General features: G+C 37.7%; 26 protein-coding genes. 2 read left to right on the forward strand and 24 right to left on the reverse strand.

All coding sequences use genetic code 11. The features are described 5' to 3' along the window. Positions 1 to 275: 275 nt before the first annotated feature. The 8 genes from ABH966_RS09900 to rpsF form a co-directional block, all read right to left on the reverse strand. Entirely contained in the window at positions 276 to 1,568 is a 1,293-nt protein-coding gene (locus ABH966_RS09900) for an adenylosuccinate synthase (RefSeq protein WP_370077914.1), read from the reverse strand. A gap of 251 nt (positions 1,569 to 1,819) precedes the next feature. Continuing rightward, the gene (dnaB, locus tag ABH966_RS09905) at positions 1,820 to 3,181 is read right to left on the reverse strand and encodes a replicative DNA helicase (protein WP_370077916.1); all 1,362 of its coding nucleotides are present in this window, start codon (positions 3,179 to 3,181) and stop codon (positions 1,820 to 1,822) included. A 13-nt stretch (positions 3,182 to 3,194) separates the two neighbouring features. Then, entirely contained in the window at positions 3,195 to 3,641 is a 447-nt protein-coding gene (rplI, locus tag ABH966_RS09910; RefSeq protein WP_053482928.1) for a 50S ribosomal protein L9, read from the reverse strand. Next, positions 3,638 to 5,611, reverse strand: coding sequence for a DHH family phosphoesterase (locus ABH966_RS09915; RefSeq protein WP_370077918.1), 1,974 nt, complete (start codon positions 5,609 to 5,611; stop codon positions 3,638 to 3,640). The genes rplI and ABH966_RS09915 overlap by 4 nt, the downstream gene beginning before the upstream one ends. Positions 5,612 to 5,623: 12 nt before the next feature. Further along, positions 5,624 to 6,565 (reverse strand): YybS family protein, encoded by a 942-nt coding sequence (locus tag ABH966_RS09920; RefSeq protein ID WP_370077920.1) that lies wholly within the window; start codon positions 6,563 to 6,565, stop codon positions 5,624 to 5,626. A gap of 937 nt (positions 6,566 to 7,502) precedes the next feature. Further along, the gene (gene rpsR / locus ABH966_RS09925) at positions 7,503 to 7,739 is read right to left on the reverse strand and encodes a 30S ribosomal protein S18 (RefSeq protein ID WP_004233359.1); all 237 of its coding nucleotides are present in this window, start codon (positions 7,737 to 7,739) and stop codon (positions 7,503 to 7,505) included. 38 nt (positions 7,740 to 7,777) lie between these two features. After that, entirely contained in the window at positions 7,778 to 8,350 is a 573-nt protein-coding gene (ssb, locus tag ABH966_RS09930) for a single-stranded DNA-binding protein (protein ID WP_079563368.1), read from the reverse strand. A gap of 40 nt (positions 8,351 to 8,390) precedes the next feature. Further along, on the reverse strand, positions 8,391 to 8,678 hold the full coding sequence (rpsF, locus tag ABH966_RS09935; RefSeq protein ID WP_053482932.1) for a 30S ribosomal protein S6: 288 nt from the start codon (positions 8,676 to 8,678) through the stop codon (positions 8,391 to 8,393). A gap of 172 nt (positions 8,679 to 8,850) precedes the next feature. Between rpsF and ABH966_RS09940 the strand changes: the two genes are divergently transcribed. Further along, on the forward strand, positions 8,851 to 9,411 hold the full coding sequence (locus ABH966_RS09940; protein ID WP_370077923.1) for a DUF3267 domain-containing protein: 561 nt from the start codon (positions 8,851 to 8,853) through the stop codon (positions 9,409 to 9,411). Between the two features lie 65 nt (positions 9,412 to 9,476). Here the strand turns inward: ABH966_RS09940 and ABH966_RS09945 are convergent, their stop codons facing one another. The 4 genes from ABH966_RS09945 to ABH966_RS09960 all read right to left on the reverse strand — a co-directional run bounded on the left by ABH966_RS09945 (position 9,477) and on the right by ABH966_RS09960 (position 13,016). Next, the gene (locus tag ABH966_RS09945) at positions 9,477 to 10,517 is read right to left on the reverse strand and encodes an acyl-CoA dehydrogenase family protein (RefSeq protein WP_370077925.1); all 1,041 of its coding nucleotides are present in this window, start codon (positions 10,515 to 10,517) and stop codon (positions 9,477 to 9,479) included. Between the two features lie 83 nt (positions 10,518 to 10,600). Further along, complete coding sequence (ychF, locus tag ABH966_RS09950; RefSeq protein ID WP_370077927.1) at positions 10,601 to 11,701, reverse strand: redox-regulated ATPase YchF; 1,101 nt, start codon at positions 11,699 to 11,701, stop codon at positions 10,601 to 10,603. Between the two features lie 228 nt (positions 11,702 to 11,929). Then, entirely contained in the window at positions 11,930 to 12,130 is a 201-nt protein-coding gene (locus ABH966_RS09955; RefSeq protein ID WP_370077973.1) for a DUF951 domain-containing protein, read from the reverse strand. Between the two features lies 1 nt (position 12,131). Further along, entirely contained in the window at positions 12,132 to 13,016 is an 885-nt protein-coding gene (locus ABH966_RS09960) for a mechanosensitive ion channel family protein (RefSeq protein ID WP_370077929.1), read from the reverse strand. Between the two features lie 93 nt (positions 13,017 to 13,109). Between ABH966_RS09960 and yyaC the strand changes: the two genes are divergently transcribed. Next, positions 13,110 to 13,742, forward strand: a complete 633-nt coding sequence (gene yyaC / locus ABH966_RS09965) for a spore protease YyaC (RefSeq protein WP_370077931.1) — start codon at positions 13,110 to 13,112, stop codon at positions 13,740 to 13,742. Here yyaC and ABH966_RS09970 read toward each other — a convergent pair. The 12 genes from ABH966_RS09970 to rpmH all read right to left on the reverse strand — a co-directional run bounded on the left by ABH966_RS09970 (position 13,659) and on the right by rpmH (position 25,634). Next, the gene (locus tag ABH966_RS09970) at positions 13,659 to 14,375 is read right to left on the reverse strand and encodes a DUF554 domain-containing protein (RefSeq protein WP_370077933.1); all 717 of its coding nucleotides are present in this window, start codon (positions 14,373 to 14,375) and stop codon (positions 13,659 to 13,661) included. The genes yyaC and ABH966_RS09970 overlap by 84 nt on opposite strands. A 78-nt stretch (positions 14,376 to 14,453) precedes the next feature. After that, on the reverse strand, positions 14,454 to 15,308 hold the full coding sequence (locus tag ABH966_RS09975) for a ParB/RepB/Spo0J family partition protein (protein WP_370077935.1): 855 nt from the start codon (positions 15,306 to 15,308) through the stop codon (positions 14,454 to 14,456). After that, a complete protein-coding gene (locus ABH966_RS09980) occupies positions 15,301 to 16,062 on the reverse strand; it encodes a ParA family protein (RefSeq protein WP_142510024.1) in 762 nt (253 codons plus the stop codon). The genes ABH966_RS09975 and ABH966_RS09980 overlap by 8 nt, the downstream gene beginning before the upstream one ends. 732 nt (positions 16,063 to 16,794) lie before the next feature. After that, complete coding sequence (locus ABH966_RS09985; protein ID WP_370077937.1) at positions 16,795 to 16,938, reverse strand: hypothetical protein; 144 nt, start codon at positions 16,936 to 16,938, stop codon at positions 16,795 to 16,797. 114 nt (positions 16,939 to 17,052) lie between these two features. Beyond that, entirely contained in the window at positions 17,053 to 17,952 is a 900-nt protein-coding gene (gene noc, locus ABH966_RS09990) for a nucleoid occlusion protein (protein WP_370077939.1), read from the reverse strand. 179 nt (positions 17,953 to 18,131) lie between these two features. Then, positions 18,132 to 18,848 (reverse strand): 16S rRNA (guanine(527)-N(7))-methyltransferase RsmG, encoded by a 717-nt coding sequence (gene rsmG / locus ABH966_RS09995; protein ID WP_370077941.1) that lies wholly within the window; start codon positions 18,846 to 18,848, stop codon positions 18,132 to 18,134. Positions 18,849 to 19,014: 166 nt separating this feature from the next. Continuing rightward, positions 19,015 to 20,910 (reverse strand): tRNA uridine-5-carboxymethylaminomethyl(34) synthesis enzyme MnmG, encoded by a 1,896-nt coding sequence (gene mnmG, locus ABH966_RS10000; RefSeq protein WP_370077943.1) that lies wholly within the window; start codon positions 20,908 to 20,910, stop codon positions 19,015 to 19,017. Between the two features lie 28 nt (positions 20,911 to 20,938). Continuing rightward, positions 20,939 to 22,324, reverse strand: coding sequence for a tRNA uridine-5-carboxymethylaminomethyl(34) synthesis GTPase MnmE (gene mnmE / locus ABH966_RS10005; RefSeq protein WP_370077945.1), 1,386 nt, complete (start codon positions 22,322 to 22,324; stop codon positions 20,939 to 20,941). A gap of 857 nt (positions 22,325 to 23,181) precedes the next feature. Continuing rightward, the gene (gene jag, locus ABH966_RS10010; protein ID WP_370077947.1) at positions 23,182 to 23,991 is read right to left on the reverse strand and encodes an RNA-binding cell elongation regulator Jag/EloR; all 810 of its coding nucleotides are present in this window, start codon (positions 23,989 to 23,991) and stop codon (positions 23,182 to 23,184) included. After that, positions 23,988 to 24,758, reverse strand: coding sequence for a membrane protein insertase YidC (yidC, locus tag ABH966_RS10015; RefSeq protein WP_370077949.1), 771 nt, complete (start codon positions 24,756 to 24,758; stop codon positions 23,988 to 23,990). The genes jag and yidC overlap by 4 nt, the downstream gene beginning before the upstream one ends. 295 nt (positions 24,759 to 25,053) lie before the next feature. Further along, the gene (rnpA, locus tag ABH966_RS10020) at positions 25,054 to 25,398 is read right to left on the reverse strand and encodes a ribonuclease P protein component (protein WP_370077951.1); all 345 of its coding nucleotides are present in this window, start codon (positions 25,396 to 25,398) and stop codon (positions 25,054 to 25,056) included. A gap of 101 nt (positions 25,399 to 25,499) precedes the next feature. Beyond that, on the reverse strand, positions 25,500 to 25,634 hold the full coding sequence (rpmH, locus tag ABH966_RS10025) for a 50S ribosomal protein L34 (protein ID WP_004233310.1): 135 nt from the start codon (positions 25,632 to 25,634) through the stop codon (positions 25,500 to 25,502). Positions 25,635 to 26,041 lie beyond the last annotated feature (407 nt).

Below are 26,041 nucleotides of genomic sequence, written 5' to 3' on the forward strand. Positions count from 1 at the left end.
ACCTCGTGTTGGCCCGAGACCCTGGAGCGAGCGGCGCGAGTGAAGCGGCTCATCGGACGCCCCCAGGAAGCTTTGCTCTGTGCGAAAGCGAAGCGTCAGCAACAAAGCGCTCAGTCGGAACGGAAATCAACCCCTCGTTTTGCAGAAGAGTCATACTTATTTTTGATATATCCTGCATTAACGGACAATAATTCTCACCTCATCTCAAATTAGTGTAAGTAAAGAGGTATAAAAAAGGACGTACCGCATATGGTACGCCCTTTTATGATTTATAATTATTTTGCTTCCCAAACGTCCACTAAAACGTTCGTTTGTTCACGTGCAGGACCAACAGAGAAAGTAGCAATTTCAATACCAGTTAATTCACTCACGCGTTCTACATAGCGTCGTGCATTCTCAGGTAGCTCTTCTAATGTTTTGCAGCCTGTAACATCTTCTGACCAGCCTGGAAGCTCTTCATAAATTGGTTCACATTGTTCAATAATATGAAGATTTGCTGGATACTCAGTAATCGTTTCATCTTTATATTTATACGCAGTACAAATTTTAACTGTTTCTAAACCAGATAAAACATCGATTGAGTTAAGCGCAAGATGCGTAATACCACTTACTCGGCGTGAGTGGCGTACAACTACCGTATCGAACCAACCTACACGACGTGGGCGGCCAGTTGTTGTACCGTATTCACGACCAACTTCACGAATTTGTTGACCTACTTCATCAAATAATTCAGTTGGGAACGGTCCATCGCCAACACGAGATGTATAGGCTTTAGATACACCAATAACACTTGTAACTCGTGATGGACCAACGCCAGCACCGATTGCTACTCCGCCTGCAACAGGATTTGAAGATGTTACAAATGGGTACGTACCTTGATCGACATCAAGTAAAATACCTTGTGCTCCTTCAAATAACACTTTGCCGCCTTCATCTAGTACATCATTTAAGATTTTCGATGTGTCTGTTACATATTTTGCGATTTCTTGTCCATAGTTGTAATATTCCTCGAAAATTTCTTCGAATGTTACGCCTTCAACTTCGTAAAATTTCTCAAATAACTTATTCTTAATTGCTAAATTTTGACGTAGTTTTTCTTCAAATACATCCTTGTCTAGTAAATCAGCCATACGGATACCGATACGTGCTACTTTATCCTGATAACATGGTCCAATCCCTTTACAAGTCGTACCAATTTTATTATCGCCACGGCTTTCCTCATCAGCGATATCTTGCTTTATATGATATGGCAAAATAACATGCGCACGATTAGAAATTCGTAAATTATCTGTATCAACGCCACGCTCTTGTAAGCCTCTAAGCTCAGTAACTAATGACTTTGGATTAACAACCAGACCATTTCCGATTACTGAAGTTTTTTCTTTATAGAAAATCCCTGATGGAATTAAATGTAACTTATAAGTTTCACCATCAAATTTAATAGTATGTCCTGCATTATCACCGCCTGCAAAACGAGCGATTGCATCGGCTTTTTGTGAAAGGAAATCCGTAATTTTACCTTTTCCTTCGTCTCCCCACTGTGTTCCTACAACTACAACTGATGTCATAGTCAGCACCTCCGTTAGATACGATTTGTATCTCAATTTTTAAGCCGTTAATTATTGTAACAATGATAGAAACGCCTAGTCAACAAAAATACTTAAAAACACGAACGTAAAATCAAAAAATATGATTCAACGTTCGTGTTTAATAACAGAATGATATGAATATTATCTAACATTCAGATTAATTCCGTATTTGCGTAATCTCCAACGTTGAGTTCTTCTAAAAGAAGGTTCTTATGAATGAAGATAAATTTTTAATCACGTGGAGGTGGTGGCGGCATTTGCGACCAATCCACATTAATGAATTTATTGAATTCCTTTTTAAAAGCGAGTGTAACTGTACCCGTTGGACCGTTACGCTGTTTAGCAATAATAATTTCAATCATATTTTTACTCTCAGACTCTTTATCGTAATAATCATCACGATATAAGAAGGCAACAATATCAGCATCTTGCTCAATACTTCCCGATTCACGTAAGTCACTCATCATAGGTCGTTTATCTTGACGTTGCTCAACGCCACGAGATAGCTGTGATAATGCAATGACCGGAACCTTTAATTCACGCGCTAGACCTTTTAAAGAACGCGAAATCTCAGATACCTCTTGCTGACGGTTCTCCCCTGGCTTACCACTACCTTGAATGAGCTGTAAATAATCGATCAAAATCATACCGAGACCGTGCTCCTGTGCTAAACGTCGACATTTTGCTCGAATTTCATTGATACGTACACCTGGTGTATCATCAATAAAAATTCCAGAATTCGATAAACTCCCCATTGCCATAGTTAGTTTACCCCAATCTTCCGTTGTTAAAGCACCTGTACGTAAAACTTGTGCATCTATATTTCCCTCCGCACAAAGCATACGCATAACTAGCTGCTCAGCACCCATCTCTAAGGAGAAAATTGCAACATTTTCACGTGCTTGAACGGCAACACTTTGCGCAACATTCAATGCAAAGGCTGTTTTACCTACAGAAGGACGTGCCGCTACAATAATTAAATCGTTGCGCTGGAAGCCAGCTGTTATATGGTCTAAATCACGGAAGCCTGTCGGGATACCTGTAACATCACCTTTTTGTGATTGCATCTTTTCGATGTTATCAAAGGTTTCCACCAATACGTCTTTGACATGCTTAAAGTCACCCGCATTTTTACGATTGGCTACCTCCATCATTTTCTTCTCTGCTTCGCCTAGTAATGCCTCTACCTCATCCTCACGAGTATAGCCATCTTCTACTATTTTAGTAGCTACACGAATTAAACGACGTAATAGAGCCTTTTCTTCGACAATTTTCGCATAGTGTGCGACGTTAGCAGCCGTAGGGACAGCATTGGCGAGCTCTAGTAAATACGATAGCCCGCCAACATCCTCAATTTCTTTTTTAGCTGATAATTCTTCAGTAACTGTTACAACATCTATCGCTTTTCCTTGATCACTTAAACGTAGCATCGTTTCAAAAATTGTCTTATGTGCATTATGATAAAAATCATCTGCTAGCAAAATTTCAGATGCAGTGATTAACGATTGAGGATCGAGGAAAATTGCACCGATAACCGATTGCTCTGCTTCCCGGTTATGCGGTGGAACGCGATCCATCATCGGTTCGTTCATGGATCGTCGCCCCTTATTCTTCCGTTACATGAACTTTTAATGCTGCAGATACTTCATGATGTAGTTTTACAGGTACATTTGTAAAGCCTAGCGCACGAATTCCATCGCTTAAAGTCATTTTACGTTTATCAATTTTTATGCCATGCGTTTTTTGAAGTGCATCAGCAATTTGCTTTGTAGATACTGAGCCAAATAGGCGACCACCTTCACCTGATTTTGCTTTTAATTCTACTGTTAAAGCTTCTAATTTTTCTTTTAATGCTTTCGCTTCAGCTAATTCTGCAGCAGCATTTTTAGCTTCTAAATTCTTTTGACCTTCTAATTGGCTTAATGCTTGTGCATTTGCTTCAGCAGCATAGCCATTTTTAATTAAGAAGTTTTGTGCGTAGCCGTCTGCTACATTTTTAACTTCCCCTTTTTTCCCTTTTCCTTTAACGTCTTTTAAAAATACTACTTTCATGATTCCGAACTCCCTTCGAGTACCTCATTTATGACCTCTTCTAAATATTTTCTTACTCCAGCAATGGAATTTGCTTCGACTTGGCAAGCTGCATTTGTTAAATGTCCGCCGCCGCCTAGCTTTTCCATAACAAGCTGTACGTTTACCTCACCAAGTGATCTTGCACTTATGCCGATTTTGCCATCTGAACGATGCGCAATGACAAAGGAAGCACCAACATCCTTCATTGTTAGTAAAATGTCTGCTGTTTGCGCAATTAGTACAGAATCATACACTTTCGCTTCCTCACCTACAGCAATAGCAATACCCGGCTTCACGAACTTAACTGTTTGCACTATTTTAGAACGCTCGATATACGTATCGACGTCTTCTTTTAATAATCGCTGTACTAGCACTGTATCGGCACCATTTGTCCGTAAATAAGAAGCCGCTTCGAACGTACGGGCTCCTGTACGCAATGTAAAACTCTTCGTATCAACAATAATTCCCGCCAGCAATGCCGTAGCCTCTAACATATTAATCTTTGCACGTTTTGGTTGATACTCGAGTAACTCTGTTATAAGCTCTGCTGTAGATGATGCATATGGCTCCATATAAACAAGCGTTGGATTTTCTATAAAATCCTCACTTCGACGATGATGATCAATCACCACAACTTTTTCAGCCAGCTTCAATAGCTGTGATTCGATGACTAAATCCGGTTTATGCGTATCGACTATAACGAGCAAAGATTTCTCTGTCATTCTTGATGCAGCTTCCTCTGGCGTTAGGAAACTTTCATAGAAATCCGATTTACTCTCTATTTCATTCATTAAACGTGTTACACTTCCGTTTAATTCCTCAAAATTTACGATCACATAGCCCTTCACATCATTCATTTGTGCCATTTTACGTACACCAACAGAGGCACCAATAGAGTCCATATCAGGGTTTTTATGTCCCATAACAAATACTTGGTCACTATCCTGAATTAAATCACGTAGTGCATGGGAAATAACACGTGCTCTAACGCGCGTACGTTTCTCAACAGGGTTCGTTTTCCCGCCATAGAATTTTAGTTTTCCTGTAGGTTGCTTGATAGCAACCTGATCACCACCACGGCCTAAAACAAGATCTAAACTTGATTGTGCTAGTTCACCAAGCTCTACTAATGAAGATGATCCTGCACCAACCCCAATACTTAATGTTAATGACATATTTTTTTGCGCTGTTTTTTCTCGAATTGTATCTAGAATGGCAAATTTTTTCTTCTCAAGCTCCATTAAAATGGATTCGTTTAATACAGCTAAAAAACGATCGGATGATATTCTTTTGACAAATATCCCTTGTTCAGCCGCCCAATCATTAACAATGGATGTCACCATCGTATTCGTTAAACTACGTGGTTGGTCATCCATTGCTTGCGTAATTTCGTCATAGTTATCAACAAATAAAATCGCAATAACTGTACGATCTGCATAGTATTGCTTTTCAATAGCTATCTGCTCAGTGATATCAAAGAAATATAGTAAATTCTCTTCTTTTTTATAATAAACTCGATATTTACGATCACGGAGCGTAATCGTATCTTCGTTTGTCTCTTCGCTCTTCATTAGCACGTAAATATCGTCAGATATATTAACGATACCTTCACCTACTAAATTCTCCATATTTAAAACGCCTTGCATATATGGATTCGACCATTCTATTTCATATTGATCATTGACAAGTAAAATCCCGATTGGCATTTCAAGCAATGCCTCTTCCCCAACTTTTTTCATGCGGAAAGAGATAGATTCAATATGCTTTTCTGTTTCATCAAAGGTAATCTTTTCTACCTTCCACGTATAAGCCATTAATAGAACAAAACCTACTCCATAACCGATACCTATCCCGATATTCCAAATACATAGAAGCATGAACGTCACAATGCCAAAAATGGAAAGAACAAAAAGCGGATAGCGGATTGGTCGTTTTCTAAAAGTCCCCATTACATCAGCCCCTTATTCTTTAGTTTTCCCTTTCACAAGTGAACGTACGTCGAAACCTAAATCTACGATGCCTAGCAATATCATAAAGGATGCTAGTGGTAAGGCTAACAAAGTTGCTATCCATTTTACAACATTCGGCATTCCCTTTTTAGAAATAAAATAATGTATAAAGGAAATCCCCTGCAGGAGTAATAACACCCATAATATATAAGAAAAATTTAAAATAATAATATCTAATGTAGATCCAGATTCTGGACGCATAAATAAATTAATGCATAAAATAATCATGTAATACCATAAAATAGATCGTGGTAGACGCATATGTTGGAACGGTGCAAATTTTGGTACATTCAAACCTAATCTCTTTAATACAGATAAATTCACTGTCACTAATACAAATGCAACTAAAAATGCGCCCAAAGTTACTGTTGATGGAACAGTAGATTCCATCATCTTTGTTACTGCTTCTATCTGTTCAGGAGTCACAGCTGATTGTCCAGGAATATTTTGAGATAGTGCTGTAGTTTGTTCATAATTTTTTCTTGCTTCTTCTATACCAATCTCAATCATATTAATGCCTGCTAAACGCACATATGCTAAAAATACAACTGCAGTTGATAACAATATGGCAAGTCCTGATGACATAAATAAATATAATTTACTTTTTTGTCGGCGTATTGCATCGCCTATAATTATTCCGACAATCGCGAAAATAAACGCGAATGGAAGCATGATTAATCCACTTGTTAAAAACGTTAGGATACAACCGACAATTGCTATAAATATTGATGTGGAACGCTTATATTTTGCGCTATACCAAGAAAACGGTAGCGGTGCAAATAAAAATACTAACATGAGAGCAAATGGAATATACGCAGATAGTATCATCATCAAGGTGAAAATTGCCACCATTGCAGCACCTTGTACAAGCGCCTTCGTTTGATTATTCGGCATTGAAAACCTTCCTTTTTTCAGCTAAACTTACTGACCTTTATTGTACCATTTTTTCAGGTTATTGAACAAAAAACGCTAAGAACAACTGATTGCTTTGCCATTAATTTTGTAGAACCAATGACTAAAGCGTGAAATACATAGCTATATAGAAGATTTTTTACCGAAAAAGAACAAATTCATTCATTGATTATATATATGTGTTTCTCAAATTTTTTCAACAATAAAAAAAGCAACTTACGACAGTTACTAATACATGAAAAAAGGCTTTTAATCGAAATGATTATAAGCCGTTTTGTTTTAAAAAATGTTACTTAGTCGATTGTTTCTCAATCTCTAAAATTTCATCTTTTCTTTATTCATGTCTACTAAGAGTGTAATAAATTCTTATGATAATAGCAAATGGTAATATATAGAGCAATTACTGAGATCAACTAAGCTCGTCGCCATAGCGTGGGAGTTGATTTCCGTTCCGACCGGGCGCTTTGTTGTTGCTGTCGCTACGCTTTCGCACAGATAAAACAATTGCTGACGCTTCGCTTTCGCACAGAGCAAAGCTTCCTGGGGGCGTCCGATGAGCCGCTTCGCTTCGCTGCAGGGTCTCGGGCCAACACGATGTTGGTCACGAAGGCGTTATCACAGGATGTGATGGTTTTAGCCTTCGTTCCTCTATCGCTGATCCCCAAGGAGTCGCCCGGTCTCCACTCCAATCAACATGACATGCATTTTAACCATCCTCATCTTTTGGTGATGTGCTATAAAATAAACGATATTACCAGAATCGGGATATTCATTCTCGATTTCCCTACCCTATGTGATTATTCACATGTTAACCTTCTAAAATTTCTATACTGGCGGTTACAAGATTAGCAACTCCATTTTCACAAATAAAAAAAGCACAATCAAAGCGATTAAACCTTGTTGTGCCTTTATTTATATCTTATTTATCTTCTGCTACGAATGGAAGTAATCCCATGATACGAGATACTTTGATAGCTGAAGTTAATTTACGTTGGTACTTTGCACTTGTGCCAGTTACGCGACGTGGTAAAATTTTACCGCGCTCAGAGATGAATTTTTTTAATAAATCTACATCTTTGTAGTCGATGTGCGTAATATTGTTTGAAGTGAAGTAGCAAACTTTACGGCGTTTGCGGCCTCCGCGACGTGGTGCCATAGTGTGTCTCCTCCTTATCATTTTTTATTTTAGAAGTATTAGAACGGTAAGTCATCCTCAGATACTTCTATCGGTCCTTTGCTATTAGCAAATGGATCCTCATCTACACGTGTATAATTCGGCTGATTCACAGGTGGTTGATTTTGCTGATAAGCATCGCCGCCAAATGAACCCTGCCCTGGCATAGCACCACCAAACTGTTGTTGTGGTTGACCACCGCCATATGACGGTTGGTTATTACCGTAAGTCTGTCCACCACCGTATTGAGGAGATGCAGGAGCACCACCACCATTACGAGGTTCTAAAAACTGTACGCTATCGGCCACTACATCTGTTGTGTATACTCGCTTACCATCTTGTCCTTCGTAACTGCCTGTTTGAATGCGACCTTCCACTCCAATTAAACTTCCTTTTCGCATGAAGTTCGCTAGGTTTTCGGCCTGTTTGCGCCAAGCAACACAGCTAATGAAATCAGCTTCGCGGTCACCTTGTTGGTTTGAGAATGTTCGATTTACAGCAACTGTAAATCTTGTAGACGCAACACCATTAGGCGTATAGCGTAGCTCAGGATCTTTTGTTAGTCTTCCAACTAATACGACACGGTTTATCATCAGAAATGCAACCTCCTTTTTTCAGCATTTTGTTAAATGATTATGCTTCTTGGCGAACCGCAATGTGACGAATGATATCTTCGCTAATGTTAGCAAGACGTGTGTATTCGTTAATTGCTTCTGAAGTAGCGTTTACTTTCACGATTTGGTAGAAACCTTCGCGGAAGTCTTGAATTTCATAAGCTAAGCGGCGTTTGCCCCACTCTTTTGATTCGATGACTTCTGCACCGTTAGAAGTTAAGATTTCGTTGAAACGTTCAACTAAAGCTTTCTTCGCTTCGTCTTCAATGTTCGGACGTACGATGTACATTAATTCGTATTTTCTCATCTGTTTACACCTCCTTATGGACTTAGGCTCTCCTATAAAAGGGAGCAAGGAGCAAGTAATAATTATTACTCACATCAATGAATTGTAACATATATATACATGTCTTTCAAGTCGCAACCAAACAATTCTTTCTATATAATGAACTTAATTCATGAATGAACGGAGGATCTTCATGCAACCAGATAAAGAACCTATCGTAATAGAGTTGGATATAAAAAAACTAATGATGGACAATATTGTTGTCACAAGTGGTCTCGTCATATTGTTTGTAGCTATTCAATATATTTGCTTTAAAGATTTTGATTTTTCATTTTGGACTATGATGATTGGATCTATCCTTTTCGTTATTCTGTATATTGTTTTCATTGTCTTACATGAAGCCTTTCATTTAATTGGCTTTATGGTCTTTGGAGGCGTACCCTTTAAATCATTAAAATATGGCCTGAATTTAGAGCTTGGCATAGCGTACGCAACAACTGAACAACCGTTACCGAATCATGCAATGAAAAAATCTTTATTACTTCCATTTTGGACAACTGGCGTCCTCCCGACAATTGCTGGTTTTTATTTTAACAGTACTGTTTTAGTATTAGTCGGAGCTTTTTTAATAGCTGGGGCAGTAGGTGATTTTTCCATGTATAAAGAACTGCGCAAATATCCAAAAAATGCATTAATAGAGGATGATCCTCATTTACCAAAGCTTTACGTATATATGCCTGAGGAAAAGAAATAAACTTTCATGCAAGTCACGTTACAAATAGAATCTGCTTGGCTATAAGTAGATTCTATTTGTGACTGCTATTGTGTTAAAAAACCATGCTGGGCAGCTGTATATAAATTTCTCCAAATACGATTAATTGAAGATGTCTCCGTAATTGCATTCATACCAAGCCTGCGTATTAAGCTATTGGCAATGTCTATACAAGCCGCTGCAGTATCTTTACTTATTCGTGAAAATTGTTGTAGTTCTTCTTCAGTCAACTTATGACCTTCTTTATGTTTTTGCCAGTGTTCATTCAACTTTGAGTAAAATTTCTCTTCAAGCTGTCTAAAGTTCTTCTGTTGCTGCATCAATAGAAATTGTATTGCGCCCATACGTTCAGTACCGCTTGGATCATGCTTTCTTTGCTTTACTAAAATAGACGCCTCTTCTAAGAAATTTTCTGTTATCCCAAGACAAACGCTTATAAAAGAGGCTTCTGCAAATGCACCAAACGGAAAACTATGTACCGCACTTCCATACTTGTTTTTAATTGTGCCTAATTGGAATGTTTCCTCTTGTGGTACCCAAACATTTTGCACACGAATCGTATGACTAGCTGTCGCTTTTAAGCCCATTGCTCGCCAATCATCAAGAACCTCTACATGATCACTATTTATTGAGCAACTAATTATTTCATCTGTTCTAATACCCTCATTCTCGACAAAGCAATTCATCGTAAAAATTGTAGCATAATCTGCTCCACTACAATACTTCCATTGACCTGTTACTCTATAACCATCATCTATTTTTACTGCTGTACCCGTAGGATAGCCACTACCTGCTACGACTCCATTTCTTGGTGAAAATATTTTTTCACAAACTTCTTTATTTAATGCTGGAATAAACGCGTTACCCCCTGTCCCTATTGTGACAAGCCAGCCAAAGTTGCCATCAAGTGTAGACATCTGCTGGAATAGTTTAATGCCCTCTAGTAGATCTAAATCTTTACCGCCTAATTCCTTTACAGTGAATAGCTTAAACAATTGATGCTCATAAATAAGCTCTAGTATATCTTCTGGTAATCTTCCTAGCTGTTCAATTTCTAAACCACGTTCTTTTATTTGTAATATGTCCATACTAACCTCCTATAGGATTGAAAATTCAGATAATTATATAAACAAAAAAGGCAATCCATTGAAAGATTGCCCCTGTTTGTATTTTACACATTGAAACGGAATAACATAATATCGCCGTCTTGTACTACATATTCTTTACCTTCAAGACGTACTTTACCAGCTTCTTTAGCAGCAGGTTGAGAACCAGCTTCTACTAAATCATCGAAAGCAACTGTTTCTGCACGAATAAATCCACGTTCAAAGTCTGTATGAATGACTCCTGCACATTGTGGTGCCTTCATACCTTTACGGAACGTCCATGCACGTACCTCTTGTACCCCAGCAGTGAAGTATGTTGCTAGTCCTAGTAAATCATATGAAGTACGGATTAATTGGTCTAAACCAGATTCTTTAATGCCTAGTTCTTCTAAGAACATTGCTTTTTCTTCATCATCAAGCTCAGAAATTTCTTCCTCGATTTTTGCACAAATTGTGATAACTTGAGCACCTTCAGCAGCTGCATACTCACGTACCTTTTGCACGTATTCATTATTATCTGTGTCAGCTACTTCATCTTCTGAAACGTTCGCCACATAAAGCATAGGTTTAATTGTTAAAAGATGAAGCCCTTTAATAACCTTTAACTCGTCTTCTGAAAGCTCTGCAGCGCGTGCTGGTCGACCGTTTTCTAATTGTTCTTTAATTTTCATAAGAACTGGTTCTTCAATCATTGCTTCTTTGTCTTTTTGCTTTGCCATTTTGCTAACACGTTGTAATCGCTTATCAACAGATTCTAAATCTGCAAGTGCAAGCTCTAAATTAATAACTTCAATATCGTCAATCGGATCAACTGCACCTGATACGTGTGTAATATTTTCATCTACAAAGCAACGTACTACCTGGCAAATTGCATCTACTTCACGAATATGAGCAAGGAATTTGTTCCCTAAACCTTCACCCTTTGAAGCACCTTTTACGATCCCAGCAATATCTGTGAACTCAAATGCTGTTGGTACTGTTTTTTTAGGTATTACTAATTCTGTTAATTTATCTAAACGTGCATCTGGTACTTCAACAATACCGACGTTTGGATCGATTGTTGCGAATGGATAGTTTGCAGCCAATGCGCCCGCTTTTGTAATTGCGTTAAATAATGTTGATTTTCCAACGTTAGGTAAACCAACGATTCCAGCTGTTAATGCCATGTATGGACACAACCTTTCTATGATCTGTTCAAATTTGCTCTTATCTCCCGTACTAACGGATACTGTGAGGTTACAGAAGTCCTCACTGATTAATCACTGTATAACCCTATCTATTATATTGATTCACTCATAAAAAGTCTAATATACATCAATTTCGCATTGGCGTAATTGCATAGGTTTTATCTTCAATCAGTGGGTGTCAAAACACATACTGATTAAAGATACAAACTATTCTTCACTAGCGGAAATTAAAACCTTTTTCATTTTTTTCTCAAATTCGCGGCGCGGAATCATGACACTATGCTGACAGCCTTCACATTTAATGCGGACATCCGCACCCATCCGAATAATTTTCCACATATTAGTGCCACATGGATGCTGCTTTTTCATTTCAACAATATCGTTTAAACCAAATTTCTTCGCTTCCATATTACTCATTTCTCCCCTCTTCATTTCCATTTACACCATAGAACATCATTTTCGGATGAGCCATTGGTATATTATTTTCTTCAAAGAGTTTTGTAACATCGCGACGAATAGTACGAGCCACCCCGTATTGTTGTTGTGGTAATGTTTCTGCGGCTATACGAATCGTTACCTCTGTACCCTTAACATTTTGTACACCTAAAAAGACAGGTACTGCTACAAGTTCCTTATGAATTTCAGGTAAAGTATCTAAATACTTTTTAATAATAGCCTCAGCTTTTTCAAACTTGGCATCGGTCGTCATTTGTAAATCTATATAAATTTTAGAGTTGTTGACAGAGTAATTGACAACATCACCAATCGAACCATTCGGAATAATAAACTGCTCCCCTGTAGAACCATTAACCTTTGTCGTACGTAAACCGATTTCTACAACAGTTCCTTCAGCTGAATTTATTTTTATATAATCACCAACACCAAATTGGTCTTCAAAAATAATAAAGAATCCAGTAATGACATCCTTCACTAAACTTTGCGCACCAAAACCAATGGCTAAACCGACAATCCCTGCTCCAGCCAATAACCCCGCTATCTTAATCTCCAAGATAGAGAGAATAGCAACGATTGCTGAAAAATAAACAACATAGGAAATGACACTTTGTAATAATCTTGAAATTGTTGTTTGTCGACGTTCTGAATGGTCTAAAGGTGAACGCATACGCATTAAAAACACTTTTTTAATAAACTTTTTTCCTAATCGTACAGCTAGCCACGATGCAATCAAGATAATAGTAATCTTAACCGAAACTTTTGTTATATTTATCCAAAGATCCTCTGACATCAGCTTGTCCCAACCGTTTTTTATTACCCTTTCGTTAAACCAATCCATTATTACCACCTCTTGAATAACTTGCTAAAAATTTGCGTATACTGCATAAAAATCGAGCACTTCTTACAAATAAAAAGGAAAGTGAGTTTTTTTATGAATACTATACCAAAATTGTTACTCCCTTATTCTCTTCATCATGAAAGTAAAAATATCGTTTGGCAGTTGAGTACATTATTTTTAGAACATATACCCTTTCATCATGAACGCCTTATTTTCTGTTGTATTGGAAGTGACCGTTGTACAGGTGATACACTTGGGCCATTAACAGGTAGCTTCTTAAAAAAGTCTGTTAGTTTTCCATATGAAATTGTAGGCTCTTTAGACAATCCTTTGCATGCTCTTAATTTAGACACTACTATGCAACAGCTACACAATCATACTATAAAACCATTCATTATTGCGATTGATGCATGTCTTGGAAGTGAACAAAACGTTGGACATATTTCTGTACAGAATGGACCTATTTTTCCGGGAAAAGCTGTAAAAAAAGAATTACCTCCCATCGGCGATATTTCCATTAAAGGAATAGTCAATGTTGGAGGCTTTATGGAAATGCTTGTTTTACAAAATACAAGACTTCATATTTCTTATGCAATGGCGGAAAAACTTTCAAGAGCTCTGTTGCTCGCTGCACATCGTTACTCACTGAAAAATATAGAAGATAGCAACCACAATGCCGACAATGATGAGACCTGGCAACAAGTTAGCAGCCTTGATCTTAGTTAAGCCTGCTATATTTAAACCAATGGCAAAAATCATAACACCACCTACAGCAGTCATTTCTTGAATAAACATTTGTAGTGCAGCATCTGGTATAAAAGAGCTGATAACACCTGCAAAAAGTGCAATTAATCCTTGATAGACGAATACAGGTACTGCAGATAATAGCACTCCAATACCTAATGTAGATGTTAAGATTATCGATATAAATCCATCGATTAATCCTTTCGTAATAAGTATATTATGATCGTTACGCAGACCACTATCGAGTGCACCAATGACGCCCATGGAGCCAACTACAAATATTAAAGATGCCGTTACAAAACCTTCTGCTATGCCAATTTGATTATTATCAGTGCGATTTTTACTAAATAAAGATTCTACCCATTTTCCAAGTCTATTCATTTGCTTATCTAAATCTAACCACTCACCAATTACTGTACCTACCACTAAACTAATCATTAAAATAATAAAATTATCACTTTCAAAGCCCATTTTAATCCCTAAAAGTGCAACTGCTAAACCAATAATCGATAATACAGTAGATTTCATCGATTCAGGAATATTTTTGAAAATACGTCCTACTACTGCACCTACCATAATAAGCAAAGCGTTAATTAATGCCCCTAGTAATACCACGTCCCAACCTTCCTTCTCTCTAGAAAAATAGAGAGCGCCTTGTAGTTCGGCGCTCTGATCACGTTATCGATATTTCTCTTATTCTTCCTCTTCCTGTAAATTTAATATTTCTAAAATACGTTCTAAATCATCTTCAGAGTAAAATTCAATTTCAATTTTCCCTTTATTATTAGCTTTCCTAATTTGTACATTTGTTCCAAAGTAATCACGTAACTGTGATTCCTTTGCTGCCACGAATATATCTTTTTTCTTTGTTTGAGTTGTTTCACGTGAAACTTCTTCATTCAAATTGTGTACTAACATTTCAACTTGCCGTACGTTTAACCCTTGTTTAATGACCTTATTTGCCACTTCTGATATTCTTCTTTTATTTTTCAATCCAAGTAACGCTCGTCCTTGCCCCATCGATAGTGTTCCATCATTCATAAACTCACGAACATCCTCTGGTAATGCAAGTAAACGAACATGATTGGCAATATGCGGTCTACTTTTCCCTAATCTTTTGGATAGCTCCTCCTGTGTTAAATGTAAGCTTTCCATTAAGCTTTGATATGCCTCAGCCTCTTCAATAACTGTCAAATCTTCACGCTGTAGATTTTCTAAAATAGCTAGTTCCATCATTTGCGCATCTGATAGCTCTTTTATAATAGCTGGAATAACCTCTAAACCTGCTAATTGAGTCGCTCTATAACGGCGTTCTCCAGCAACGATTTCATATTTACGCCCTTTTTTACGTACAGCAATTGGCTGTAAAATACCATGTTCCTGTATAGAGTCAGCTAATTCTTGTAAAGTTTCTTCATCAAAAATTTTACGAGGCTGAAATGGGTTCGCGGCGATAAGCTCTAATTGTATTTCTTCCACTTGCCCACTTTGTTCTATAGACTCTCCAGGAAATAATGCACCTATGCCTCTTCCTAAACCTTTAGCCATTTTTAATCACTTCCCTCGCCATCTCTAAATACACTTCTGCACCTCTTGATTTTGCATCATAAATGATAATCGGCTGCCCATGACTTGGAGCCTCACTTAATCGCACATTACGAGGAATAATTGTTTTGTATACTTTATCCTGGAAATACTTTTTCACTTCATCAATAACTTGTAAGCCTAGGTTTGTTCTAGCATCAAGCATCGTCAACAATACACCGTCAATGTATAATTGCTGATTTAAATGTTTTTGCACTAAACGGACAGTTGATAACAACTGACTTAACCCCTCTAATGCGTAATATTCGCATTGTACAGGAATAATAAGCGCATCCGAAGCAGTTAAAGCATTAATTGTTAGTAGCCCTAACGAAGGCGGGCAATCAATAATAATATAATCATAGTTTTCTTTTACATCTTGAAGTGCGTGCTTTAAACGTACTTCTCTGGAAATTGTTGAAACTAATTCAATTTCTGCTCCTGCTAGTGAAATGGTTGCTGGAACGATTGCTAAGTTTTCGACATTTGTTTGTTGAATGACATTTTCAACGTTTTCATCATCAATTAATACATCATAAATGCAGCCTTGAAGTTCTCCTTTATTAACACCAAGTCCACTTGTTGTATTTCCTTGTGGATCAGTATCGATTAAGAGCACTTTCTTCCCTAAGTATGCTAGACAAGCGCTCAAATTGACCGATGTCGTTGTTTTTCCTACGCCACCCTTTTGATTGGCGATTGCTATAATTCTACCCATTTAAAAGCACCTGCTTTCATCTATCAAAGTTCACTTTGATAAATCATTTGTAAAATCACTGATCAATTATGCCTCGGCATAATTGTGTCCGGATTCGGCTTTGTGCTTAGGCCTGCACGATGCAGGTCAGTTAGCCGTTATCGCATGGATGCGATGGTTTTAGGCTAACATCCTCTAAGCACTCCTTTCCGAATCCGTGACATCCGCCGCCGGAGGCTTTAGGCCAACAGATGTTTTTTGCGCGAAAGCGTAGTGCTAACGTAGCGTCAGCAGCACGAAGTTGGTTACTCAGTCGTGTGTTGTTGCTGTCGCTTCGCTTTCGCACAGATAAAACCGTGTTGCTGTCGCTTCGCTTTCGCACAGATAAAACCGTGTTGCTGTCGCTTCGCTTTCGCACAGATAAATTGCCACAGGACGTGGCGTTCTTAGACTGAGCTCCCCTATTTCAGCGGATGTTTGGACACCCGCTGAAAAGTAACTTAAACCCGCATTCATATTACCACTTATAGAGGTGAGAGACTTCTGTACCTGTCGCTACGCTTTCGGTACAAAAAACACTTGTAACTGCCGTTTCACTTTCGTTACAAAAAACACTTACTGAAAGAAGTTAAATATCTCTATCTTACTTTCATTCTATCAAAAAAACAGAAAATAGTTGTATAAAATATTAAGAATATATGCAAAAAAGGAGACATCTCAGAAATATTACTGAGATGCCTCCATAGTAAAGAGCTATAAAAGTGGCTCATCATCATAACGTAGCGTTGATTTCCGTTCCGGCTGGGCGCTTTGTTGCTGTCGCTTCGCTTTCGCACAGTAAACATTTGTTGCTGTCGCTTTGCTTTCGCGTAGAGCAGAGCTTCCTGGGCCGTCCAACTCCCGCTCCTATCAACTTATATACCTGGTATACGTTATACAAATGTCATCCTCAACTTTGATGATGTTATGAAAGTCAATTCTTTATTTTTCTAATATAATTTCAATTACGACTTAAGACTTTTTCTTTTTAGGTATTTTCACTGTAATTTGATAATATTCCTCTGTGTCTTCTTCTTCAGTCTTAACTGTTATACCGCTCTTTGTTACCATAGATAACGATTGTTTAATCGTATTTAAGGCAATGCGTACGTCTTTACTAATGGCCTTACGTTTCGGCTTTACTTTCTTTGGCTCCGCTTCTTCTTGAACTTCTGCCTCCGGATGTAATAAAGAATAAATTTGTTCTTCTAACTGACGAACATTCCAATCATTTTCAATCGTTTGTTGTAAAACTTCTAGCTGTAACGACCGATCTTTAATTGCAATTAATGCACGTGCATGTCGTTCAGAGATTTCACGCTTCAAAATAGCTTGCTGCACTTCTTCAGGCAGCTTTAGTAAACGTAATTTATTGGCTACCGTGGATTGTCCTTTTCCAAGTCGTTGGGCAAGAGCTTCTTGTGTCAGCTCATGAAGCTCTAATAATTTTTGATAGGCAACAGCTTCTTCAATTGCTGTTAACTCCTCACGCTGTAGGTTCTCGATTAACGCGATAGAAGCTGTTTCCTTATCAGTTAAATTTCTTATAATTGCCGGGACTTCTGTCCATTGTAGCTTTTTCATTGCTCGATAGCGACGCTCACCAGCAATGATTTCATATTGATTTTCTGCTGTTTTACGTACAACAATTGGCTGAATTACACCATGTGTATGAATGGTTCTTGATAATTCTTCAATTTTTTCATCATCAAAAATAGTACGTGGCTGAAAACGGTTAGGCACAATTTGATCAATAGGCAGCTTTATAACTTCTTCTGCTGCATGAACCGTCTCTGCTTGTTCTACTTCATTTTTCACAATAGGCTCAGTTTTATTTCCGCCTCCAAAAAAACGTGAAAAAGGACTTTTCATCCAAGTGGCACCACCTTTAAGTAACTATCTTGCTCTGTTTCATTCTATTATTATTTATTATATTTCTTAAAATGTATATAGTTCGTAGATGTCATTTGCGTGAACCATCCATAACTAGTATGTATGCTCAAAATAGAAAAAATATTTTCTACTTTGAGAAGTTTCACATGAAACACTAATTATTGAATTGGTGTTTTATTTGGTACACCTGGTTTACGCGGATATTTTTTCGGTGTTCCTTTTATTTTATCAAAGATATATAACATGCGGTCACTTTCTTCAACAGGTAATAGGAAAGAAAATTCTCCTTTTAGCGAAACCCCTAATGTGGCCAATGCTTTTTTTGCATCTTTTAATTCTTCCGCACCAGCTGCTGCTTTTAAAGCAACAAAATAGCCACCTTGCTTTGCTAGTGGTACACATAACTCCGATAAGACCGATAATCGGGCTACTGCACGAGCTGTTACAACATCAAACTGTTCACGATATTTCGCATTTTGTGCAAATTCCTCTGCACGGGCATGTACGAAATTCATATTATCTAATTGTAACTCATCACTTAAATGATTTAAAAATGTAATTCTTTTATTTAAAGAATCGACAATTGTTACATGTAAATGTGGGAAACAGATTTTAATTGGAATACTTGGAAAACCAGCACCTGCTCCAACATCACAAACTGTCGTCACTTTTGAAAAATCAAAATAGAAAGAGGCACTAATCGAATCATAAAAATGCTTTAAATAAACACCTTCTAAATCCGTAATAGCAGTTAAGTTCATCTTTTCATTCCACTCAACAAGTAACTCAAAGTATTTTTTAAATTGAGCAATCTGCTTTTCAGAAAGTTCAATGCCCTTTTTCTTCAGAGCCTCGATAAATTGTTGTTCGTTCATGTAAAGTCTCCTTTTTCTAACTGGCTTTACTATCCCTATTATTGATTTGTAAGCATGTATTCGTTCACATTTACAAATCAACTACTATATAAAAATAAGATTAGCCTTAAAAATAGGAAGCGGGCACAAAGGTATGCCCGCCTCTTATTCACTTTACTGTTGTTCATTATTCGCCGCTGACGCGGGCAATTTTACCTTGCTCAATATAAACAAGTAATATTGAAATATCTGCTGGGTTTACACCAGAGATTCGCGATGCTTGGGCAATGGAAAGTGGTGTAACTTGTTTTAATTTTTGTCGAGCTTCTGTTGCTAGACCTGAAATAGCGTCATAATCGATATTTTCAGGAATTTTTTTATTTTCCATTTTATGAAGCTTCTCAACTTGTTGCAATGCTTTTTCAATATAACCTTCATACTTAAGCTGAATTTCAATTTGTTCCTTCACTTCATCCGAAAACTCTATGTCTGCTGGAATTAACGAAGAAACTAACTCATAATGCATTTCTGTACGTTTTAATAAATCTGCTCCACGGATACCATCTTTTAGCTCACTACCACCTACAGAGCGAATAGTAGCTTGTGTTGCTTCATTTGGTTTAATAATCACTTCACGGAGACGTGCAATTTCGTTTTCAATCAGCTCTTTTTTCTCATTGAATGTTGCATATCTTTCTTCAGTAATCATTCCCATATTATAACCTAGCTCTACCAAACGTAAGTCAGCGTTATCATGACGAAGTAGTAAACGATATTCTGCACGAGATGTTAGTAAGCGATACGGTTCATTTGTTCCTTTTGTTACTAAATCATCAATTAATACGCCAATATAAGCATCTGAACGACTTAAAATTAATTCTTGTTTTTCAAGCACATTAGCAGCAGCATTTATCCCAGCCATTAAGCCTTGAGCAGCCGCTTCCTCGTAACCTGATGTTCCGTTGATTTGACCAGCAGTATACAACCCTTTAATACGTTTTGTTTCTAAAGTTGGCCACAATTGTGTTGGCACGATTGCATCGTATTCAATAGCATAGCCAGCACGCATCATTTCTGCTTTTTCTAAGCCTGGAATTGATTTTAGTAAACGTGTTTGTACATGCTCTGGTAAGCTAGTCGATAAACCTTGTACATATACTTCACGTGTATTGCGACCTTCTGGCTCTAAGAAAATTTGGTGGCGCGGTTTATCGTTAAATCGCACAACCTTGTCTTCAATAGAAGGGCAATAACGTGGACCCGTACCTTTAATCATCCCTGAGTACATCGGTGAAAGATGTAAGTTTGCCTCGATAATTTCATGTGTTTCTAGGCTTGTATAAGTTAACCAACAAGGAAGCTGATCCGTGATGAATTCAGTTGTTTCAAAGCTGAATGCACGTGGAACATCATCTCCTGGTTGAATCTCTGTTTTATCATAATCAATTGTACGGTTATTCACTCGTGGTGGTGTACCTGTTTTAAAACGCACAAGGTCAAAACCAAGCTCTTTTAAGTTATCAGCTAAACGAATTGACGGTTGTTGGTTATTAGGACCACTTGAATATTTTACGTCACCAATAATGATTTCACCACGAAGGAATGTACCTGTTGTGATAACAACTGTTTTAGCGCGGTAAATAGCACCAATTTGTGTAATAACACCTTGTACTTCCCCGTCTTCAATTATTAGCTCTTCCACCATTCCTTGCTGAATTGTCAAATTCTCAGTTTCCTCCAACACACGTTTCATTTCTTGTTGGTATAAAACTTTGTCCGCTTGTGCACGTAATGCACGCACAGCAGGACCTTTCCCTGTATTTAACATCCGCATTTGAATATGCGTTTTATCAATAACTTTCCCCATGACGCCACCTAATGCGTCAATTTCTCGTACTACAATTCCTTTGGCAGGACCACCAATGGAAGGATTGCATGGCATAAATGCAATCATATCTAAATTGATTGTTAACATCAGTGTGTTAGCACCCATTTTGGCAGCAGCGTGTGCAGCTTCAGAACCTGCGTGACCTGCGCCAATTACGATAACATCAAACGTGCCTGCCTCATAATTTGTTGGCATAGCTCGTATCTTCCTTTCTTTAGTAAAATTATTTTCCTAAACAGAACTGTGAAAATAACTGATTGATTAGGCTTTCTTGTACTGTGTCGCCAATAATTTCCCCAAGTATTTCCCAAGTTCTAGTAACATCTATTTGCACCATATCAACAGGTACACCAGCTTGTGCTCCAGCTAATGCATCCTCGACCGTTGCTTGTGCTTGATGAAGTAATGCAATATGTCTTGCATTTGAAACATATGTTAAATCGCCCGCTTCAATTTGCCCTTCAAAGAATAGCGCAGCAATCGCTTCCTCTAGCTCTGCGATGCCCTCTTCCTGTAAAAGAGAAGTTGTCACAACGCGATGATTGCCTGCTAGCTCTTTGACACGAGCTACATCAATTTTTTGCGGTAGATCTGTTTTATTGACAATAACGATGTAATCCATCGCTTGAATTGTTTCGAATAGACGCTCATCCTCAACAGTCAATTCCTCTGCGTAGTTTAAAACAAATAAAATTAAATCTGCGCCACGTAACGCCTCACGTGAACGTTCAACACCGATTCGTTCGACGATATCCTCTGTCTCTCGAATACCAGCTGTATCGACTAAACGAAGCGGAACACCACGTACATTCACGTACTCTTCTATAATATCACGAGTTGTACCTGCTATATCTGTCACAATGGCCTTATTCTCCTGTACTAAACTATTTAAAAGAGAAGATTTCCCAACATTTGGGCGACCTAAAATAACAGTTGATAGACCCTCTCGTAATATTTTCCCTTGAGAAGATGTTTGCAAAAGTTTAATAATTTCATTTCGTACCCATGTACATTTTTCTACTAATACGGGAACTGTCATCTCTTCTACATCATCATACTCCGGATAATCTATATTAACCTCTACTTGTGCTAATGTCTCTAGTAATGCTTGGCGTAAGTCACCAATTAAACGCGATAATTTGCCATCCATTTGTCCCAACGCAACATTCATCGCTCTATCAGTTTTTGCTCTTATTAAATCCATGACTGCCTCAGCCTGTGATAAATCGATACGTCCATTTAAGAATGCGCGTTTTGTAAATTCACCTGGCTCTGCGAGTCTTGCTCCATTTGTTAATGCTAGCTTTAACACACGGTTCACCGAAACTAGTCCCCCGTGACAGTTAATTTCTATTACATCCTCACGAGTGAATGTTTTAGGTCCGCGCATTAATGACAGCATTACTTCCTCTACAACCTCATTTGTTTTTGGATCGACCAAATGTCCATAATGAATTGTATGTGAAGCCTTCGTTGCTAAACTTTTACCACCAGGCGATCTGAATATTTTATCTGCAATCGCGACTGCTTCGTCCCCACTTAAACGAACAATAGCAATAGCTCCTTCACCCATAGGTGTGGATATCGCAGCAATTGTATCGAACTCCATTTAATGACCTCCTTAACGTTATCCACATGTGGATAAATAAAACCGACCAATACTTACTAACACCTTAGACTAACATATTTTTTGCAAAATCTAAAGTAAGGATAATTTCCAATTGTGGATAATCAGAAAGCTCTACATTATAGCACGTATTTCGACAAAAATTGCGAATGCTAGAACGTTCTGTCTAGATCATAAAAAAACTATTTTGCCAATGAATAAAGTATGCTCTTCGGCAAACGGGGGTTGATTTCCGTTCCGACTGAGCGCTTTCCTGGGGGCGTCCGATGAGCCCCAAGGAGTCGCTCAGTCTCCACTCCAATCAACTACTTGGCATATATCTTCTGGCATGTCACTCAAAATTTATAGTGATAAAACAAAAACTTCAGCTATGTTTGTCTGTGCGAAAGCGAAGTGGTAGCAATAACTGGTGTACAATTGTGTCACTGTTATAAGTCTTTTCTTTTCTATTTATGGTAAGTGTTCACTTTTGAATTGAATGATACTTATAAAAGTTCTACACTATCGCTGATTGGAGTGGAAGGCTATTCGACTCCCGTGGGAAAGCGAGACAGGCGAGACCCTGCACGTAGCGGATGTTTTCCGTGCGAAAGCGAAGCGACAGCAACGCCAGCGGAGGAAGCGGCTCGACGCTCGCCCACAGGAAGCTCTGCTCTGCGCGAAAGCGAAGCGTCAGCGGCAAAGCGAGTAGCCTGGAACGGAAATCAACCTCATCTGAAGTAACCACAACATTCACAATGATTCCCTTGACCATCTTATTATTTCAACAACATAAAAAAGTCATTTTATCATGAAGATAAAATGACTTTTTATTTTTGTCTGTATGTTTTTTACGAAGTTTAGCCGTTCTTTACAGGTTCAATGACTAAATAACGATTAGGCTCCGTTCCTTCTGAGTATGTTTCAATATCAAGGCGATTTGCCAATTGATTATGAATAATTTTTCTCTCGTACGACTGCATTGGCTCAAATGTCACACGCTGATTTAAGCGAAGTGCTTTATCCGCCATACGATCTGCTAGTAACTCCAAAGCTACTTGACGACGTTCACGATAGTTTTCTACGTCTAATTTCACCATTAAGAACTGCTTGGCACTTTTATTTAATACAAGTTGTATTAATTGCTGCAAAGAATTTAATGTTTGACCACGTTTTCCTATAAGCAGTGCAGCTTTCTCGCTTTTCAGTTGAAATATGACATATTTCCCTTCACGTGTCGTTTCAATTTCAAGATCATGAATATCCAATTGTTCAGCAATATTTACTAAATAAGTCTTTGCATCTTCAATTGGGTTTACCGAGGATTCTTCTTCCTCTTTTTGTACCTCTACGACTTGTTGAACAGCTTCGATATCACTTAGTTGTTCAGAAACTTGTGAACTTATTGTTTCAACATCATCTATTACTGTTGGTTCGACAAATTGAGTCGTATTTTGCTGTTCAGCTTTTTCTTCTTCAATTATTGGTCGAACCTGTACTTCCTTTACTGTTACACGAACTTCTGCAGATCGTGCTCCAAAACCTAAAAATCCTTTTCTACCTTCTTGTAAAACTTCAACATCTACTTGTTCACGGGTTTTGCCAAGTTTCTGTAACGCCAATGAGATCGCTTTTTGTGTTGTTGCGCCTATTTGCGTAAGTTGTTTCACTTTTTAGCCCCTCCATTTTGAGCAGGTTGTGTTTTATCTTTTTCCCAAGGTTTGTAAATAAACAGGTTTTGAGCAATCGAAATAATGTTACCGATTACCCAGTATAGTGATAATGCTGCTGGTAATGACATACCGAAAGCAATAATCATAAATGGCATAATGTACATCATTATTTTCATTTGAGGGTTATCCATCGCTGGGCCCGTACGTAAAACTAGGAATTGCATTAAACCAGCAGTAATTGCTAATGCAGGTGCAGGATCTGCTAACGGGAAAATAAAGAAATTCCCTAAATCAAAAGCAGGTGTAGCATTCATACGACTAATCGCATGGTAGAAACCAAATAAAATTGGCATTTGAATGAATACAGGTAAACATCCAGCAACTGGATTGACACCAGACTCACCCATAAGCTTCATCATCTCTTTTTGATACTGTTGCTGTGTCTGTGCATCCTTAGAAGCATACTTCTTTTGCAATTCCTTCAATTTCGGCTGAATTTCTTGCATTTTTTTAGAGCTCTTTGTTTGTTTAATCATCAATGGGAGAATTGCTAAACGAATGATAATCGTTACAATAATGATCCCCCATGCATATGAACCAAGTAAATCAGCAAAGTATTTAATCACTGACACTAAAGGCCAAACAATAAATTCATTCCAGAAGCCTGTGCTTTCTTTGGAGATTGGTTCTTTAAATTCTGTACAACCAGATAGTAGTAGTGCTACTGATGCTAGCGACAAAATTACCCAAAGTTGTTTCTTCAACCTTTTTCCCCCTACAAATACTATTCACTTTTTCTAAAACTATATGCATTCTCTTCTTTATACATTTACAGTTTCCTGCAACTGAATAAAGTTATCAGTTATTTTATCATGCATATATCGTTTCACTCTACTAAATATTCTAACAATGGGCACATATTTGCTAAGTAATGTTACTAATAATTCATATATTGCAGTGAAAATTCATTTCTAAAATACCCCTAAGCGTATTTCCATTGAATTCACTTTCGCGCAGAAACGAAACTATTCTATTTCACCACTTTGGTTGCCATCCATATTAGGCTTTCTTCAATACTTTTGCGATTCGTAGTACATGCTGCAAACTTTGTTTTACTTCATGAAAATCCATTGTGGCCGCCGGCTGTCTGGCGATAATAACATAGTCCATATTCGGCTTTAGTTCATCCTTTAATTCATGAATACTTTGTCGAATATAGCGTTTGATCTGGTTGCGTGTTACTGCATTCCCAAGCTTTTTACTAACCGATAATCCTATACGAAATTCCGTTTGTCCCTCTTTTTCTAAAAAATATACGACAAACTGACGATTAGCGAATGATTTACCCTTTTTAAACACCTTTTGAAAATCATCGTTTTTCTTCACTCGTTGGCGTTTTTTCATTACTTTCACCTGCTACTCGATAATTATCCTTTGATCCTCATTTTTAGGTTTACCAAAAATAAAGAAAAAAAAGACCACTGATGTGTCTCAGTGGACTTATTTTATGCTGATAATACTTTTCTTCCTTTACGACGGCGAGCAGCAAGAACTTTGCGACCGTTTTTCGTGCTCATACGTGCGCGGAAACCGTGAACTTTGCTGTGCTTACGTTTTTTTGGTTGGTAAGTACGTTTCATTTATATAGACACCTCCTGGATGAGTTGAATTTTTCAACATACAGACTTGAATATTATATAAAGTAACTAGTTATTTTGTCAATGAATTTTATAAATTTCTATATTTACGCAAATCTATGTCTATATTTCACTTCGATCATCTTCTACTGAATAAAAATAAATTATCCACAGAATACTTGTTTTTTTTACACAGAGTTGTGTATAGTATTTTTTGCATATTTTTTTATCCACAACATTTATCTACAGCTTTTTCACATAAGCAGACCTTGTGGACAACTAGGTAGTGCATAAATAGAAGGTATGTGGATAAGTTTCGCAAACTATTGAAATAGCTTTGTTTTTCTGATACGATATCTGTGCTTCACTTTGTTGAAAACTGAAATGAACTTTTATTTTATCCACAACTG

It is taken from the genome of Lysinibacillus sp. RC46, assembly GCF_041262385.1.
In the GTDB taxonomy this organism is placed as follows: Bacteria; Bacillota; Bacilli; order Bacillales_A; family Planococcaceae; genus Lysinibacillus.